The organism is Cupriavidus basilensis (genome assembly GCF_000876015.1).
Taxonomy (GTDB): Bacteria; Pseudomonadota; Gammaproteobacteria; order Burkholderiales; family Burkholderiaceae; genus Cupriavidus; species Cupriavidus basilensis_B.
Genome location: NZ_BBQM01000023.1, coordinates 164,252 through 180,083 on the forward strand (window position 1 = coordinate 164,252; position 15,832 = coordinate 180,083).

The following is a 15,832-nucleotide window of genomic DNA, read 5'->3' on the forward strand; positions in this document are numbered from 1 at the left end:
AGGTCCGGCCGCGGCGGCGGCCTTCAGAAAATGAACCGCGTGTTGATGAACGCGGACTTGTGGCCGAGCACGATCTCGTCGAGCAGCGCCTTGGACGCGGCGGTCGATTTGGCGGCGATCATGGTGCGGATCGAGAACGCCCGCAGCGCGTCCGACACCGAGAGCGTGCCCTCCGCCGAATCCTTGCGCCCGGTAAACGGAAAGATGTCCGGCCCGCGCTGACACTGGCAATTGATGTTCACGCGGCAGACCTGGTTGACCAGCGGATCGACCAGCGTGGCGATGGTGTCGGGGTCGGAGCCGAAGATGCTGACCTGCTGACCGTAGTCGGAGCTCTCCACGTAGCACAGCGCGGTGCCGATGTCGTCGAACGGCACGACCGGAACCACCGGGCCGAACTGCTCCTCCCGGTACAGCTTCATGGTCTCGTCCACGGGATACACCACCGCGGGGACGAACAAGGATTCGCAGCTCTGGCCGCCGTCGGCGTTGCGAATCGTCGCGCCCTTCGCCTGCGCGTCGGCCAGGCACCCGGCGAGGTAGGCCGGCTTGTTGCTGTCGGGCAATGGCGTGATGAAGACGCCTTCCTCCCACGGCATGCCCATGCGCAATGCCGCGATGGCGGCGCAGAACCTGGCGAGGAATGCCTCGGCGACCGAGCGATGGACCATGATCGTCTTCAGCGCCGTGCACCGCTGGCCGTTGAAGGAGAGCGAGCCGAGCACGCATTCGCGCACGGCCAGGTCGAGGTCCGCGTCGGCAAGGATGATGGCGGCATTCTTGGCGTCCAGTCCGAGCACGGCGCGCAGGCGGTTAGTCTTCGGGTGCAGCTTCTTGAGCTTGTCGGCCACGCGGGACGACCCGATCAGCGCCAGGACGTTGACCTGCCCGGACGCCATCAAAGGCGGCACGACCTCCTCGCCGCGGCCGTAGACGGTGTTCACGACCCCCGTGGGAAAGGCGTCCCGGAAAGCCTCCAGGATGGGCGCGAACAGCAGCGTGCCGAACCTGGGCGGCTTGAACAGCACCACGTTACCCATGATCAGAGCCGGGATCAGGGTGGTGAACGTCTCGTTGAGCGGATAGTTGTAGGGCCCCATGCAGAGCACCACGCCCAGCGGGGCGCGCCGGATCTGCGCGATGGTGCCTTCCGCGACCTGGAACCGCGAGTTGTTGTTGTCGAGCTCCTTGAGCGCATCGATGGTCTGGCGGATGTAGTCGACGGTGCGGTCGAACTCCTTGGCCGAATCGACGGCCGACTTGCCGATCTCCCACATGATCAGCTTCACGATCAGCTCGCGCTTCTCGCACAGGCGGCAGGTGAAGTCCTGGACGTGGGCGATGCGCTGGTCGACGGACATGGTCGGCCAGAGGCCGGTGCCGGACGCATATGCCGCCACGGCCGCCGCGAGCGCCTCGCGGCTTTCCGCCGCGGTGGTGATCGGATAGCTGCCGAGCTCGAACGGCCGCAGGCTGCCGTCCGGATCGCGCACGCGCACCGGCGAGAGCACCGTGTGAGCGGGCCCCGCCCACTCCCGCAGCTGGCCGCCGATCAGGATGGTGCGCTGGTGCAGCGGCCCGGGCAGGCGATATTCGGGCGGGATGTCCTCGAGGCGCGGAAAGCGCGCCGCCAGCCCGGCGTGTGTCTGGAGAGCATTCATCTGTGCCACCCTCAGTGAGCGGAATCGGTTGGAGGGAAAACGATGCGCAGGAGGTTCGTCGACCCCGGGGTGCCGAACGGCATGCCCGCGACGATCGCGAACGGGCGGGACCCGGGCTCGAGCCCTTCGGCGCGCACGACGTCGGTCGCCTGGCTGACCATTTCCTCCACGTTGCCGGCATCCGCCGCGTGGACGGCATGCACGCCCCAGACGACCGCCAGCCTGCGCGCCGTTTCGATGCTTGGCGTCATGCCGATGACCGGCACGTTCGGCCGCTCGTGGGCCACGCGCAAGGCACTCGCGCCGGAGAGCGTGTACGTCACGCACGCGGAAAGCGGCAGCACGTCCGCGACGGTGCGGATGGCGGCCCCGATGGCATCGATGGCATCCGCGTGCCGCGTGGCGGCAACGGCGCCCATGATGTCCCGCTGGAGCCGGTCCTTCTCGGTGTTGCGGATGATCCTCGCCATCATCTGGACGGACTCCACCGGATAACTGCCGCTTGCCGATTCGGCCGACAGCATGACCGCATCCACACCATCATAGACGGCGGTTGCGACATCCGACGCCTCCGCCCGGGTGGGCGCGGGCGCGCTCACCATCGAGTCGAGCATCTGGGTCGCCACCACCACCGGCTTGCCGGCTTCGCGGCACAGGCGCGTCAGGCGCTTCTGGATGGCCGGCACTTCCTCGGGCGGCATTTCCACGCCGAGATCGCCGCGGGCCACCATGATCGCGTCGGCCGCGGCGACGATGGCGCCGATGTCGGCGAGGGCGGTGGGCTTCTCGATCTTCGCCATGATGCCGATGCCGGGGCCGACGAGCTGCCGCAGCGCCGCGATGTCCCGGGCCGACTGCACGAACGACAGCGCAATCCAGTCGACGCCGAGCTGCAGGCCGAAGGCCAGGTCGCGGCGGTCCTTCTCGGTGAGCACCGACAGCTTCAGCGCGCAATCCGGCACATTGACGCCCTTGCGGTCCGAGACCTTGCCGCCGGTCTCCACGGTCGTCTCCGCGAAGTCCGCGCCGCAGCGGGTCACGCGCAGGCGGACCCGCCCGTCGTCGATGAGCAGCGCGTTGCCGGGCTGCAGGGCTTCGAATATTTCCGGATGCGGCAGTTGAACCACCTCCTGGCTGCCCGGCACCGGCGCGAGTTGCAGCCTGAACGGCTGGCCGGCCGCGAGCGCCACCGGCCCCGCGGCAAAGGTGCCCAGCCGCAGCTTCGGCCCCTGCAGGTCGAGCAGCGCGCCGATCGGCCGGCCCACCTCGGACTCGATCTCGCGGATCAGGCGCAGGCGCATCGCGTGGTCTTCCTGCGTGCCGTGGCTGAAGTTCAGGCGGAAGGTGTCCGCGCCCGCCAGGAACAACTGCCGGATCGCCTCATGGGTCGACGAGGCGGGCCCGAGTGTCGCCACGATCTTTGTGTGGCGTTCACGACGCAAGCTCATGTGTTTCTCCGGTGACAAGACCGCGGCGGCGGCCGGCATGCCGGGCCCCGCGGGAAAGCAGGGTCCTCCGGCATCGGACCGGCAGCCAATTGGATTGGACGGGAAAGGCGCATCCGTTCCCGGGGCGGGAACGAGGATGGAAATATCGCGGGGGCTTTCGGCGAATCGAAAACAGCGTCTATCTTTTTCTCATCGGCAGCAATGGCCGGCCGCGGCTACGGCTTGCTCTCTAGCCTTTCGCTTTCGAGCCTGCCATATTCGGCGACCTTCTTGCTCACCAGCCATGCGCTGGTGGCGCGATCGAAATCGTGAAAATGGCGCATCGCCAGATGGTCCTTGAACGCAGCGGCATCCCGGTAGATCTCGTACAGCAGGAACGCCGGCTCCGTGGGGCTCTCGAGAACGTCGAAGGTGAAGCAGCCCGGCTCGATGGCAAGGGACTGCGCGGCATTGGTCAGGATCGCGTCCCGGAACGCATTGCGCTTTTCCGGGAGCACCTCAATAGTCACGACGACTGCGTGCATGCGTAACCTCGTTGTCGGTGGAGGTTCAGGAGAAAGGCGGATCGCCATGCTTGCGGCGGCGCGCCCCGGGCCGTCCGGGGCGCGCGCGCCGGGGTCTAACGGTCAGGCCAGCGGCAGCGGAACGCCGTATTGGGCGCCGAGCTCCTGCAGTTCCCCGAGAAGGGAATTGCCGAGCGGAATGCCGTCGCGGCGGCGCGCGCCCAGGGAAATGTACTCGCGCTCGCCGGGCAGGTAGATGCGCTCCACGCCGGTCGCGCGCCGGGCGCCGGTGACGTCGGTCATGGCCTTCTGCATGCGCTGCATGTAGGCATCGACGTCATCGAAGGCGTCCACCGGCAGCACGCCGAACAGGTGGCCGCTGTTCTGCGCGGTGGTGGTCTTCTCGTAGAGATCGCCCACGTCGCGGCCGAAGAACGCGCCGGACAGCATGGTGCTGAGCAGGCCGACGATCAGCGTCAGCGCATACCCCTTGGGGCCGCCCACCGGCACCACGAAGCCCTTGAGCGCCTCGACCGCGTCGGTGGTCGGCAGGCCGTCGGGGCCGGTGGCCCATTCCGCCGGAATCGGCGTGCCTTCCTTGGCGGCGACGATGATCTTTCCGCGCGCGGCGATGCTGCACGCCATGTCGAGCACGATCGGGAACGCCCCCGGGGTCGGAAAAGCGACCGCGAACGGGTTGTTGCCCAGCACGGCTTCCGCGCCGCCCCACGGCGTCATGTGGTTGATCGCGCCGATGGTGAAGCTGAAGCCGATCATGTTGTTGCGCGCGGCCATCTCCGAGTAGTACGCCGCGGCGCCGAAGTGGTTGCTGTTGCGCACCGCCACGAACGCGCAGTTTCCGCCCTTGCCTTTCTCGATGGCGAGCGCCATCGCGCGGATCCCGACCAGATGGCCAAGTCCGTTGTCTCCGTCCATGACCGCGCTGGTCAGGCCGTCGCGGACCAGCGAGATCTTCGGCGTGGCGTTCGTCCCTCCGTCCAGGATCCGCTTGATGTAGATCGGGAAACGCACGACCCCGTGCGAATCGACGCCGCGCAGATCCGCCTCGACGAGGTTGTCGGTGATCTCAACTGCCTCGCCGGCGGGCACGCCCACGCGCGTGAGAATCTCCACGCAGTATGTCTTCAAGCTCGATTCGCTCACGCGAACTGTGTTTGCGGCTTCCATGCTTCGCCCTTCCTTCCACGAATTGACTATCCCCAGGGCGCCCCGGCAGCCCGGAGCGCCTTCGATGACCGGCCCGCGCGCGCGAGCGCGCGGCCGCACGGCCTCAAGCGCGCGTTATTCCGCGGTGATGTTTGCCGCCTTCATGACCTGGCGCCAGTTGTTCACTTCGGTCTCCACGAACTTCGTCGCCTGCGCCGGGTTGTCGCCGATCACATCCATGCCGATGTCGGCGAAGGTCTTCTTGGCCTCCGGGTCGGCAAGCCCCGCGAGCACGGACTTGTTCAGCTTCTCCACGACCGCCGGCGGCGTGTTGGCCGGCGCGGCAATGCCGACCCAGAACTTGAGCGCCATGTCGGGCACGCCCGCCTCCCTGGCGGTCGGCACGTTGGGCAGCATCGGCACGCGCTTGTCGCCCGTGACCATCAGCGCGCGCACCTTGCCCGACTGGATGAAGTTCAGCGCGGTCGGCAGCGCGGTGAAGATGACCTGGATGCGGCCGCCGAGCAGATCCTGCATCGCCGCCGACGCGCCCTTGTACGGGATGTGCGTGAGATCGGCGCCGGTCTTGAGCCGGAACAGCTCGCCGCCCAGATGGGTGTTGGTGCCGCGCCCGGCCGAGCCGTAGTTGATCGAGCCCGGCGCGGCCTTCGACAGCGCCACGAACTCCTTGACGGTGCTGGCCTTCACGCCGAGGTTGACGACCATGACGAACGGCACCGACGCCACCGTCGTGATGTGCGAGAAGTCCTTGACCGGATCGAAGGGCAGGTGCTTGTACAGGCCCGGCGCCATCGCAAAGGACAGGTCCGTGACCAGCAGCGTGTATCCGTCGTTGGGCGCCTTCGCCACGTAGTTGGCCCCGATGGTGCCGCTGGCGCCGGGACGGTTTTCCGGGACGATCGACTGCTTCAGCGTGGTGGACATGTCCTTGGCCACGAGCCGGCCGACGATGTCGTTGGTACCGCCGGGCGAGAACGGGACGATGAGCGAAATCGGCTTGGTGGGGTAATCCTGCGCGGCAGCGACCACACTGAAGAAGGACAGCGTTACCGCGGCCAGTATCTTTTGATGCTTGTGCATTGTCTTGTCTCCTTTATTTTGATTTGCTGCCTATGCCATGCGGAACATCTCGCGGGTTTCGGCGGGCGTGGCGATCTCGCGTCCCATCATCCTGGCGATCTTCGCGAAATGGTGGATCACGTCGCCGTTGTTGGGCGTGCCGAGTTCCGGCCAGCCGTAGTCGCCAAGGCCGATCGCGATGTGGCCGTCGAGCTCCATCGCCGCCACCGCCGGCGCGGTGGGATTGCCGATCTTGTTGCACACGGTCCATTCCAGCGGCGCCTTGGGCAGGAACGGCAGATGCGCGTGGAGGCCCTGGATGGTGCCGGGGTGGCCGCCCAGGATGCCGTGGTCGGTCAGCTCGAACATGAAGTACGGCGTGTCCTTCACCAGCCCCATGTCGCGCAGCGCGCTGAAACAGCGCGTAAACGCCACCGTCCAGCTCACGAACTGCGGCTTGACGCCGAGCTCGGGCAGGCGCCGCGCGAATGCCTCGAGGATCCTGGTCTCGTTCTTGTAGGTCAGATGGCCCGTCAGGTAGCGGTTCGCGATGTAGTCGAAGCGGTCGATGTTGGTGCTGCCGCAGTCGATCGGCGCCAGGTCGGGCTGCGTTTCCGGCGACTGCGCGAGCACCTCGATATGGGCGAGCCGGCTCATCTCGCCTTCGTTGGAAATCTGGCCGAGCGTCGGGAACACCAGGCAGTCGCAGTTGGCGCGGATGGCGCGGATGCAGGCGGCAAAAGTCTCCGCGTCGTGGGCCGGCTTGCCGTCGGGCTGCCGCGCGTGGAAATGGATGATGCTGGCCCCGGCCTCTCGCGCCTTGGCGGCCTCCCGTCCGATCTCCTCCGGGGTGTAGGGGATGTTCGGATTTTCGGACCTGGGCATGTACTCGTTGATGCGTGCCTCGATGATCAGTTTCTTCCGCGCTTTCATGCCGTCTCCAATGCGTTCGAGCGTCTGTTAATCGGACTTGTTCGGACCTATCAGACCACATCCTATCCACCTATCAGACCAAACACCAGGGATCTTTGCGCAAAACCGGGTATACCCTTCCCTTGAGCGGGCGGAAAGGAAGCGGTTTCGCGTGGCGCATCGTCCGCCGGATGGCCGTGGCGGCGCGCGCGGCCCGGCGCGGAGCCAAGGCGCCGGGCAAGCCCACAGAAGGTTGGGCCTATGGTCTAATAGGCAGACAGCCGACCTAGTTACCGCACAAGATGCAATCTTCGATCCCCAACCAGCCGATTCGCCGCAAGAAGCTCTACGAAGAGGTCGCGTCGCGCCTCGAATCGATGATGCTCAGCGGCGTGCTGCGCCCGGGAGACACCCTCCCCCCCGAGCGCGAGCTGATGGACACGTTCGAGGTAGGCCGCTCGTCCATCCGGGAAGCCTTGTTCGCGCTGCAAAAGATGGGGCTGGTCGTGATCCGCAACGGCGAGCGCGCCTATGTCACGCGCCCGTCCGCCGACGCCCTCGTGGGAGAGCTGTCGGGCGCGGTGCGCCATCTGCTGTCGACCGCGGAAGGCGTGCGGGACTTCCAGCAGGCGCGGACCATGCACGAGATTTCGCTGGTGCGCTACGCCGCGCAGCACGCCTCGGCCGACGACATCGCGGCGCTCGGGCAGGCGCTCGAAGCCAACCGGCACGCGCTGGGCAACGCCGCGGAATTCACCAGGACCGACGTCGAATTCCATCTGGCCATTGCCAGGATTCCGAACAATCCCATTTTCCTGGCGCTGCATACCGCGATGGCCCGCTGGCTCGAAGAACAGCGCGCGACCTCCCTGCAATCGGCCGGCGCCGAGCAGGCCGCCTTCCGGGCCCATGAGCGCATCCACGCGGCCATCGCCGCGCACCAGCCGGACGCGGCGGAAACCGCGATGCTGGAGCATCTGCGCGAAGTCGAGTCGCATTACTGGGCGGCGAAGACGGCCTAGCGCAAACCGCCGCCAAGTCCGGCGGGCAAGCCGCCGTTTCCCGCGCCGGCGCCATTGCCGGCATGGCCCGCGCGGCGGTCTCGCGGCCGCGAGACGACGTGGCAATCGTCCGGCCGGCCCGGCGCGGGTTGCATGCGTGTTGCCCCATGCGTGTTGCCCCATGAGGTAGCAACGCAACAAAGTTTCCAGTAGCGTGTCAGGCGATCGAAAGCGGCGCCGGTTGGGGCGCGAACCACGGAACCATGACAAGGCCATCGACTACCCGGAATCCCCGGACCACCCGGACTACCCGATATCTGCTTTCCGCCTGCACTGGCCTCGCCGTCCAGGCCGTCCTGTCCGGCTGCTCGGACGAGACCAGCCGCTACGCGAAGACCATCGGCGACTACGAGCTCGACGCCGTGCCCGCGCGGCAGATTTCCCGCCCGGAGATCGGGAAGCCGCTCGACGAGCTGACCCGCGAGGCCTGCGACAGGCAGGCCGCGTCTTCGCTGGCGCGGGCACTGCTCAACGCCGGGTATCGCCGCGAGGCCGCCAACGTGCTGGTGAAGTTCGCCGGCAAATGCCCGCAGGGCGTGGCGCTCCTGCCCGGCGCCATCCCGATCCTGACGTCGATCGGCGACCTGCCGGCGGCGCTGGAGGCGGCAACCCGCGTGGTGGCCGAGAACGGCACGAGCCCGCAAGCGCGCTTCGCGCGCGCCGAGGTGCTGCGCGGCGCCGGCCGGTACAGTGAAGCGCTCGACGACTACATGGCGGTGCTGTCCCTCGCCGACCAGCCCGCCCGCGTGTCGGGCGATGTGTTTGCCGGCGCGGCCGAGGCAAGGGCGAAAACCGGGCAGCCGTGCGAGGCAAGCGGACTGATCCGCATGTGGATCGGCTGGGATCCGGCGCGGCGCAATACCGCGCAGGCGCGCGCGCTGGCGGAGAAGTACGCACTGGCGGGACAGTGCGAGCGGGCAACGGCGAAGCGCCCCCAGACATTCGCGCGCAAGCGCGGCGAGGTGGTGATGGCGCGCGTCTCGGTCAACGGCCATCCGGGCACGTTCGTGGTGGACACCGGCGCCAGCTTCGTGTCGTTCAGCGAAGCGTTCGCGCAGCAGGCCGGCGTGTCGGCGGAAAAGGCGCGCCGCATACAGTTGCGGACCGCGAATGGCCTGACCGACGCGATGCTGACCACGTCGAAGACGGTGACGCTGGGCACCGCCGAGGCGGCCGACGTGTCCGTCGCGATCGTCAAGGGCACGCCGTTCGGCCCGAAGATCGATGGCCTGCTGGGCCAGTCGTTCCTGTCGCAGTTCGAGGTGAATTTCCAGCCGGATCGCTGGACGCTCGGCGAAAGGTCAGAGAACGAAGCGCGGCATTGACCGGCAAGCCCGCCGAGACCGGATGCCGCCACCACCGCCACGCGCCGCGCTCTCGAGAGCAATTGCCGCCGTCTACCTCGAATTGGCCAGTGCCACCGCATCGGCGCCCGCCGGAAACCGGAGCAGCCCGGACTTGTCGTTCGCGGCGCGCCACACCGCCTCGGCCACGTCGGCCTCGGTGGTCAGCGCGGCCGGCTGCGCCAGTGCGGCGAAGATGCGCTGCGCGGCGGGCGCGTAGGCTTCGGGAACGAGGCCGGCCATGCGCGCGCCGCCGTTGGCGGTGAAGCGCGTGCCCGGCCCGTAGCCCGGCTCGACCAGCTTCACGCGCACGCCGAACGCTTCGAGCTCGAACGCCAGCGACGCGGTGAACCCCTCGATGGCCGTCTTGCTCGCGGTGTAGACGGCCACCATCGGCATCGGCGCCAGCGTCGCGCTCGAAGTCACGTTCACCACCACGCCCGCGCCGCGCGCGCGGAACCCGGGCAGCACCGCCTGCGTCATCGCCATCACGCCGAAGGTGTTGGTCTCGAACACCTCGCGCACCGTGGCCATCGGGGTGGCCTCGAACGCGCCGAACAGGCCGATGCCCGCGTTGTTGACGAGCACGTCGACGGGGCCGCTCGCCTCCAGCGCGGCGGCGATGCTCGCCGGCTTCGTCACGTCGAGCGCGAGCACGCGCAGGCGGTCCGAGCGCGGCAGGACATGCTCGTCCGGCGTGCGCATGGTGGCGACGACGTTCCAGCCCTGCGCGTGGAAATGGCGCGCGGTCTCCAGGCCATAGCCGGAGGAGCAGCCGGTAATCAGCACGGTTTTCATCAGATATCCCTTGGTGGTTGCGATGTCCGCCACGATAGCGTCGGCACGGCGGACTTCCTACAATGGGAAGTCCAGCTTTCGTTTGCCATCGTCCAATCCTTCCAGCCCATTCCAGCCATGAACGACCCTCTCTCGCAGGTCATCTCGCTGCTTCAGCCGCGCGCCGTGTTCTCGAAGTCCATCAGTGGCGCCGGCCGCTGGGGCGTGCGCTACGCCGACTTCGGCCAGCCGAGCTTCTGCGCAGTGCTCGAGGGAAGCTGCCGCCTCGCCGTCGACGGCCAGCCGCCCCTCACGCTCGAGGCGGGCGACTTCGTGCTGCTGCCGGCAACGCCGGGCTTCGTGCTGTCGGGCTTCGCGCCGGTGACGCCCGAGCACATCGACCCCAAGGTAAAGCCCGCGCCGGCCGGCGAAGTCCGCCACGGCACGCGCGGCGGGCGCCCCGACGTGCGGCTGCTCGGCGGCTATTTCATCTTCGATTCGTCCGATGCGGAACTGCTGGTGCCGCTGCTGCCGGCGCTCGTGCACGTGCGCGGCGCCGCGCGGCTGTCGGCGCTGGTGCGCCTGGTCGGCGAGGAAGCGGGGGAACGGCGCTCGGGCCGCGAGCTCGTGCTCACGCGCCTGGTGGAAGTGCTGCTCATCGAAGCGCTGCGCGCGACCTCGGGCGACGACGCGCCGCCGGGATTGCTGCGCGGCCTGGCCGACGCGCGGCTCGGCCAGGCGCTGCGCCACATGCACGCCGATCCCGCGCGCCCGTGGACGGTGGCCCAGCTCGCCAGGAAAGCCGCGCTGTCGCGCTCGGCATTCTTCGAGCGCTTCCTGCGCGCCGTGGGCATGCCGCCGATGGAATACCTGCTCGCCTGGCGCATGGCGGTGGCCAAGGACCTGCTGCGCCGCCACGACTGCGGCATCGCCGAGGTCGCCGAGCGCGTCGGCTACGGCTCGGCCAGCACCTTCAGCACCGCGTTCAGCCGGCACGTGGGCCAGCCGCCGGGCCGTTTCGCGCGCGAGCGCCAGGGCATCGGTGGCACCGAAGGCATCGGCGGCATCGACCTTCCGGCGGACCTGCGCCGGCAGGAATGACCGCCCCCGCAGCCGCCACGCGCCATGCGCGCGAGCGCGATCAGGCCTTCCTGACGAACTCCGACTTCAGGCTCATCGAGCCAAAGCCGTCGATCTTGCAGTCGATGTCGTGATCGCTGTCCACCAGACGGATGTTCTTCACCTTGGTGCCCATCTTGACCACGCCGGCCGAGCCCTTCAGCTTCAGGTCCTTGATGACGGTGACGGTATCGCCGTCCTGCAGGACATTGCCGGCCGCGTCGCGATAGACCCGCTCGCCGGTCTCGGCCGGCGCGGCGGCTTGCGCCGACCATTCATGCGCGCATTCCGGGCAGATGTAGACGCCGCCGTCCTCATACGTGAACTCGGAGTTGCATTTCGGGCAGGAGGGCAATGTGCTCATGGGTCATCCTTGGGCCTGGCGGCGACAATGAAAACGCGGAAGTATAGCGCCGACCGGGGGCTGGCCCGTGTCGCCGCGCGTCCGGCCGCGGCGCTGGTTGCGCCAATCAGGCTGGCCACTAACGCTTCCTGCGGGACTGCACTCATCTACACATGTGGCGCCGATTCTCGCCGCCGGCACCAGGCACGTCGGCGAAATCCCTTGACTCCCCCAATACGGGCATATACCCTCTTAAAAGGTGCATATACACCTAACCGCACCCGACCGGATATATGACAAGCTCCCCAGACACCCCGGAAGCCAGCCCGTGCAACTGCACGGCCATGCGCAAGGCCTCCAGGCGGCTGTCGCAGATGTATGACAACGCGCTGGCGCCGACCGGCCTGAAGTCCACCCAGTACTCCATCCTGGCCGAGATCAGGCGGCGCGGCGAGCCGCCGACCATGCGCGAGCTGGCCGACGCGATGGTCATGGACCGCTCCACCCTGGGCCACAACCTGGGGCCGCTGGAGCGCGATGGCCTGGTCGCGCTAGCGGCCAGCGAGACGGATCGCCGCAGCAAGCATGTGGTCCTTACCGCGCAGGGACGCGTCAGGCTCGCCGAAGCGCGGCGGCTCTGGCAGGCAGTACAGAAGCGCTTCGAGCAACGTTTCGGCGTGGCGGAAGCGGCGGCGCTGCGCGCGGTGCTGCTCGACATCGCCGCCGACGAGACCCTCGTCAACCCGGCCTAGAACGGTCCCACCCCACATTGAAAAGGCCGCCATGGTCACGGATGCAAAGCGGCCCGAGCCCGACGAGGCGGCCGCAGACAAGAAGAAGAAATTCCTGGTCCTGCTGACGGCGGGTCTGGTGTCTTCGCTGATCATGCTGGACTCCAACATCGTGGCGGTCTCGCTGCCATCGATCGCGAAGACGCTGGGGGCGAACTTCACCGAGATCGAATGGGTGGTGAGCGCCTACGTGCTCACCTTCGCCGCGCTGCTGCTGGCGGCGGGCTCGTATGCGGACCGGCACGGGCGCAAGCTCGCCACGCTGATCGGGCTGGCCGTCTTCACGGTGGCGTCCGGCCTGTGCGGGCTGGCGTCGACCGCCCTGATGCTGAACCTGGCGCGCGCGCTGCAGGGCATCGGCGCGAGCCTGCTGCTGACCGCCTCGCTGGCCATCATCAACCACGCCTTCGCCGGCGCCGAGCGCGCGCGGGCCTATGCGTTCTGGGGCGCGTGCCTGGGCATCGCCATCACGGGCGGGCCCATCGTGGGCGGCGTGATCACCGATCTGTTCGGCTGGCGCTGGGCTTTCCTCATCAACCTGCCGATCTGCACGGTGCTCTTTGTCGCGGCCGCCGCGGTGCTGACCGAATCGCGCGACCCGGATGCCAAGCGGCTCGACCTCGCCGGCATCCTGACCTTCAGCAGCGGGCTTTTCCTGCTGATCTGGGCGCTGATCGACGGCACCGGCGCGGGCTGGACCTCGGCGGCGATCCTGGGCCGGATCGCGGGCTCGGCCGCGCTGCTGTCCGCTTTCGTCGCGATCGAGCTGCGGCAGGCGCGGCCGATGGTCGATTTCCGCCTGTTCCGGCAGCCGACCTTCCTCGGCGCCGCGTTCGCCATGCTCGGTTATGCCGCGGGCGCGCAGGTGCTGATCTTCTTCCTGCCGCTGTATCTGCAGAACACCTACGGTTTCGCGCCCGCGGCGGCGGGCCTGGCGATGCTGCCGTTCGCGCTGCCGATGTTCCTCACGCCGCGGCTCGGCGCGGGGCTGGCGACGCGCCATTCGGGCCGGACGCTGCTTGCGCTCGGACTGGCGACCACCGTGGGCGGCGACCTGCTGCTGTGGGCGTTCGCCTCCGCGCACGCGGCGTATCCGCTGTTCCTCGCCGGCATGCTGGTGGCCGGCGCGGGCGCCGGGCTGCTCAACAGCGAAACGGCCAAGGTCATGCAGGGCGCGGTGCCGGTGCAGCGCGCCGGCATGGCGTCGGGGCTGTCGGCGACCACGCGCTTCGTCGGACTGCTGCTCGGCGTGGCCGGCCTCGGCGCGGTCCTGTCGCACGGCGTCACGCAGCGCTTCGTGGCGGCCGGCGCGGCGCTGGGGCTGGATCCCGGCGTGGCGGCGGCCGCCGCGAGGCGCGTGGCTTCCGGCGACACGGCGGGCGTCCTCGGTGCCGTGCCCGCCGGATTGCAGGCGCAGGTGCATGCCGCGGCCGCCGGCGCGTTCGCCGGCGGCTTCGCCGCGGCGAGCCTCGTTGCCGCGGCGGTGGCGGCCATTGCCGGCGTGCTGGCGTTCGCGCTGGTGCGGGAGGCCGATACGGCGCCGGTCAAGGGCGCCGGCGTGGGAGCCAACCTCGTCGCGGCGATGGAGTAGCGGCGCGGCGGGTGCCGGCCCGCATTGGCCCGTACCGCATCCGCCTCTACGCGGGCCGCGGCTCGGTCATCGCCAGCAGCGTCGGGTCCGCGGGCACCGTGGCGCAGTCGTCGCCCACCAGCGGACATTCCTCGAACACCAGCGCCACCCAGTCGACGAAGACCCGGACCTTGGGCGCGAGGTGCCGGTTCTGCGGATAGACGATCGAGATCGGCAGCGAGCGCGGGCGCCATTGCGGCAGGATCTCCACCAGCGCGCCCGATTGCAGATATTCCTTGAGCATGAAGCGCGGCGCCTGCAGCAATCCGGTGCCGCTCAATCCATAAGTGACGTAGGAATCGGCATCGTTGAAGCTGACTTTTCCGGGCATGCGGATTTCCGTCATTTCCCCGTTCACCATAAAAGCCAGGTCGATTATCCGGCCGGTTCTATTGGATACATAGTGAATGGCGGTATGGTGCTGCAAATCGGACAAAGTGCGCGGAATACCGTATTGCGCCAGATAAGCCGGCGACGCCACCGTGGAAAACCGCATTTCGCCCAGCCGGCGCGCAATCAGGCTGGAATCGTCGAGCTCGCCGACGCGGATGGCGCAGTCCACGCCGTCCTGGATCAGGTCGACGATCCGGTCGCTGTGGCTGACCATCAGGTCGATGTCGGGATAGCCGCGGTGGAACCGGTGCAGTTGCGGCGTGACCACCAGCCGGCCCAGCGTGCCCGGCATGTCCACGCGCAGCTTGCCTTTGGGGCCTTTTCCCAGCGTCGATAGCGCGACTTCCGTCTCCGCCACCTCGGCCAGGATGCGGATGCAGTGCTCGTAGTACTCGGCGCCCTCCGCGGTCAGCTTGAGCTGGCGCGTGGTCCGATGCAGCAGGCGCACGTGCAGGTGCGCCTCCAGGTTCTTGATGATGGTGGTCGCCGATGTGCGCGACAGGTCGAGCGATTCCGCCGCGCGCGCGAAGCTGCTCATTTCCACTACGCGCGTAAATACTTCCATTGCCTGCAGGCGATCCATTTTCCTCACCGGGATGTCATGCCGGAATACGCCGCTTTCATGCAAACCCGCGCAAAAGCCGGCCACTGTTCCGTTTCGCCAAATTGTGTTGAAAGTTATTGGCGTTTATTCGTGCAAGGCAATGTACCAGAATTCGTGCATCGCAACAGTCGGCATGGGCGCATATACCGAAAGGGATTGCCCGGCTATGTATGAAGACCCTCCGCAATCCGGTCCTGAGCATCGAGAGCGCCACAATCAGTGGCCATGCCCAGCGCATTCAATTGCGCACGTACACCCCGGTGCGGGCGAACCGGTGCCTGCCCGTCGTGCTGTATTTCCACGGCGGCGGCTTCATGCACGGAGACCTCGATAGCGCCGATGTCGCCGCGCGCGCCATCGCGGGCCTCACGCCCGCCGTGGTCGTCTCGGTCGGGTATTCGCTCTCGCCGCGCTTTCCGTTTCCGGCCGCGCTCGAGGACGGCCATCTCGCGGCCACGTGGGCGCTGGCCAACGCCAGGACGCTGGGCATCCATGCCGGGCGCATGGGCGTGGCGGGACACGACGCCGGCGGCAGCATCGCCGCGGGCATCGCCGCGATGGCGCGCGACCGCAAGGAGGTCCGCCTGGGGGCGCAGGCGCTGCTGGCGCCGCTGCTGGACCCGAGCATGACCCGCCTGGCCGACGCCAGCAAGATAGCCGCGCCGGACCTGCCCGCCAGCGAATGCGCGCTCGGCTACCGGTGCTACCTGCCCGAGGTGCGGCACCGCATGCATCCGTATGCCGCGCCGCTCGAGTCGCGCCGGCTCGCCCAGCTGCCGCCCGCGCTGATCGTGAGCGCCGGGCAGGACCTGCTACACGTGGAAGGAGAGACGTACGCCCGCGAGCTGATCGCCGCCGGCGTGCCGACCGAGACGACGCGCTATGCCGCGGCGTCGCACCGGTCGATCGCCACCGACCCGGCCGCGCTGGCCGCGGTCGCGGCCTTCTTCAGCCGGCGGCTCGCCGCGCCGTGACGACCCGTTCCCGAATCCGGTTTCCG

Annotated in this window: 15 protein-coding genes; 6 read left to right on the top strand and 9 right to left on the bottom strand. The window is 68.3% G+C overall.

Annotated elements, in window-relative coordinates; genetic code table 11:
• Positions 1 to 23: 23 nt before the first annotated feature.
• The 6 genes from KF708C_RS25485 to KF708C_RS25510 all read right to left on the bottom strand — a co-directional run bounded on the left by KF708C_RS25485 (position 24) and on the right by KF708C_RS25510 (position 6,792).
• Positions 24 to 1,661, bottom strand: a complete 1,638-nt coding sequence (locus KF708C_RS25485) for an NADP-dependent glyceraldehyde-3-phosphate dehydrogenase (RefSeq protein ID WP_059413713.1) — start codon at positions 1,659 to 1,661, stop codon at positions 24 to 26.
• Positions 1,662 to 1,672: 11 nt separating this feature from the next.
• A complete protein-coding gene (gene pyk / locus KF708C_RS25490; RefSeq protein WP_197090429.1) occupies positions 1,673 to 3,103 on the bottom strand; it encodes a pyruvate kinase in 1,431 nt (476 codons plus the stop codon).
• Positions 3,104 to 3,324: 221 nt separating this feature from the next.
• A complete protein-coding gene (locus KF708C_RS25495; RefSeq protein ID WP_020200714.1) occupies positions 3,325 to 3,633 on the bottom strand; it encodes a putative quinol monooxygenase in 309 nt (102 codons plus the stop codon).
• 102 nt (positions 3,634 to 3,735) lie between these two features.
• Positions 3,736 to 4,800, bottom strand: a complete 1,065-nt coding sequence (locus KF708C_RS25500) for an Ldh family oxidoreductase (protein ID WP_029043118.1) — start codon at positions 4,798 to 4,800, stop codon at positions 3,736 to 3,738.
• A gap of 114 nt (positions 4,801 to 4,914) precedes the next feature.
• Positions 4,915 to 5,880, bottom strand: a complete 966-nt coding sequence (locus KF708C_RS25505) for a Bug family tripartite tricarboxylate transporter substrate binding protein (protein ID WP_059413717.1) — start codon at positions 5,878 to 5,880, stop codon at positions 4,915 to 4,917.
• A gap of 30 nt (positions 5,881 to 5,910) precedes the next feature.
• Complete coding sequence (locus tag KF708C_RS25510; RefSeq protein WP_059413720.1) at positions 5,911 to 6,792, bottom strand: 3-keto-5-aminohexanoate cleavage protein; 882 nt, start codon at positions 6,790 to 6,792, stop codon at positions 5,911 to 5,913.
• A 281-nt stretch (positions 6,793 to 7,073) separates the two neighbouring features.
• On the opposite strand from KF708C_RS25510, the gene nanR reads away from it, so the two are divergent.
• Entirely contained in the window at positions 7,074 to 7,793 is a 720-nt protein-coding gene (gene nanR / locus KF708C_RS25515) for a transcriptional regulator NanR (RefSeq protein ID WP_059413722.1), read from the top strand.
• A gap of 242 nt (positions 7,794 to 8,035) precedes the next feature.
• The gene (locus KF708C_RS25520; RefSeq protein WP_082079853.1) at positions 8,036 to 9,157 is read left to right on the top strand and encodes a retroviral-like aspartic protease family protein; all 1,122 of its coding nucleotides are present in this window, start codon (positions 8,036 to 8,038) and stop codon (positions 9,155 to 9,157) included.
• Between the two features lie 72 nt (positions 9,158 to 9,229).
• Here KF708C_RS25520 and KF708C_RS25525 read toward each other — a convergent pair whose 3' ends face one another.
• Positions 9,230 to 9,973 carry an SDR family oxidoreductase gene (locus KF708C_RS25525; RefSeq protein WP_059413898.1) on the bottom strand — a complete coding sequence of 248 codons (744 nt, stop codon included), beginning with the start codon at positions 9,971 to 9,973 and terminating at the stop codon, positions 9,230 to 9,232.
• A 117-nt stretch (positions 9,974 to 10,090) separates the two neighbouring features.
• Between KF708C_RS25525 and KF708C_RS25530 the strand changes: the two genes are divergently transcribed.
• Positions 10,091 to 11,053: an AraC family transcriptional regulator gene (locus KF708C_RS25530; protein WP_059413726.1), complete on the top strand. Its 963-nt coding sequence runs from the start codon at positions 10,091 to 10,093 to the stop codon at positions 11,051 to 11,053.
• 40 nt (positions 11,054 to 11,093) lie between these two features.
• On the opposite strand, the gene KF708C_RS25535 is transcribed toward KF708C_RS25530, so the two are convergent.
• The gene (locus KF708C_RS25535) at positions 11,094 to 11,435 is read right to left on the bottom strand and encodes a zinc ribbon domain-containing protein YjdM (RefSeq protein WP_020200721.1); all 342 of its coding nucleotides are present in this window, start codon (positions 11,433 to 11,435) and stop codon (positions 11,094 to 11,096) included.
• 272 nt (positions 11,436 to 11,707) lie between these two features.
• Here KF708C_RS25535 and KF708C_RS25540 point away from each other — a divergent pair, with 272 nt between their 5' ends.
• Complete coding sequence (locus tag KF708C_RS25540; protein WP_059413727.1) at positions 11,708 to 12,166, top strand: MarR family winged helix-turn-helix transcriptional regulator; 459 nt, start codon at positions 11,708 to 11,710, stop codon at positions 12,164 to 12,166.
• Positions 12,167 to 12,197: 31 nt separating this feature from the next.
• Positions 12,198 to 13,796, top strand: a complete 1,599-nt coding sequence (locus KF708C_RS25545; RefSeq protein WP_059413729.1) for an MFS transporter — start codon at positions 12,198 to 12,200, stop codon at positions 13,794 to 13,796.
• 46 nt (positions 13,797 to 13,842) lie between these two features.
• Here the strand turns inward: KF708C_RS25545 and KF708C_RS25550 are convergent, their stop codons facing one another.
• Positions 13,843 to 14,811 carry a LysR family transcriptional regulator gene (locus KF708C_RS25550; protein WP_197090427.1) on the bottom strand — a complete coding sequence of 323 codons (969 nt, stop codon included), beginning with the start codon at positions 14,809 to 14,811 and terminating at the stop codon, positions 13,843 to 13,845.
• A 191-nt stretch (positions 14,812 to 15,002) separates the two neighbouring features.
• Here KF708C_RS25550 and KF708C_RS25555 point away from each other — a divergent pair, with 191 nt between their 5' ends.
• Positions 15,003 to 15,806, top strand: coding sequence for an alpha/beta hydrolase (locus tag KF708C_RS25555; RefSeq protein WP_059413734.1), 804 nt, complete (start codon positions 15,003 to 15,005; stop codon positions 15,804 to 15,806).
• Positions 15,807 to 15,832 lie beyond the last annotated feature (26 nt).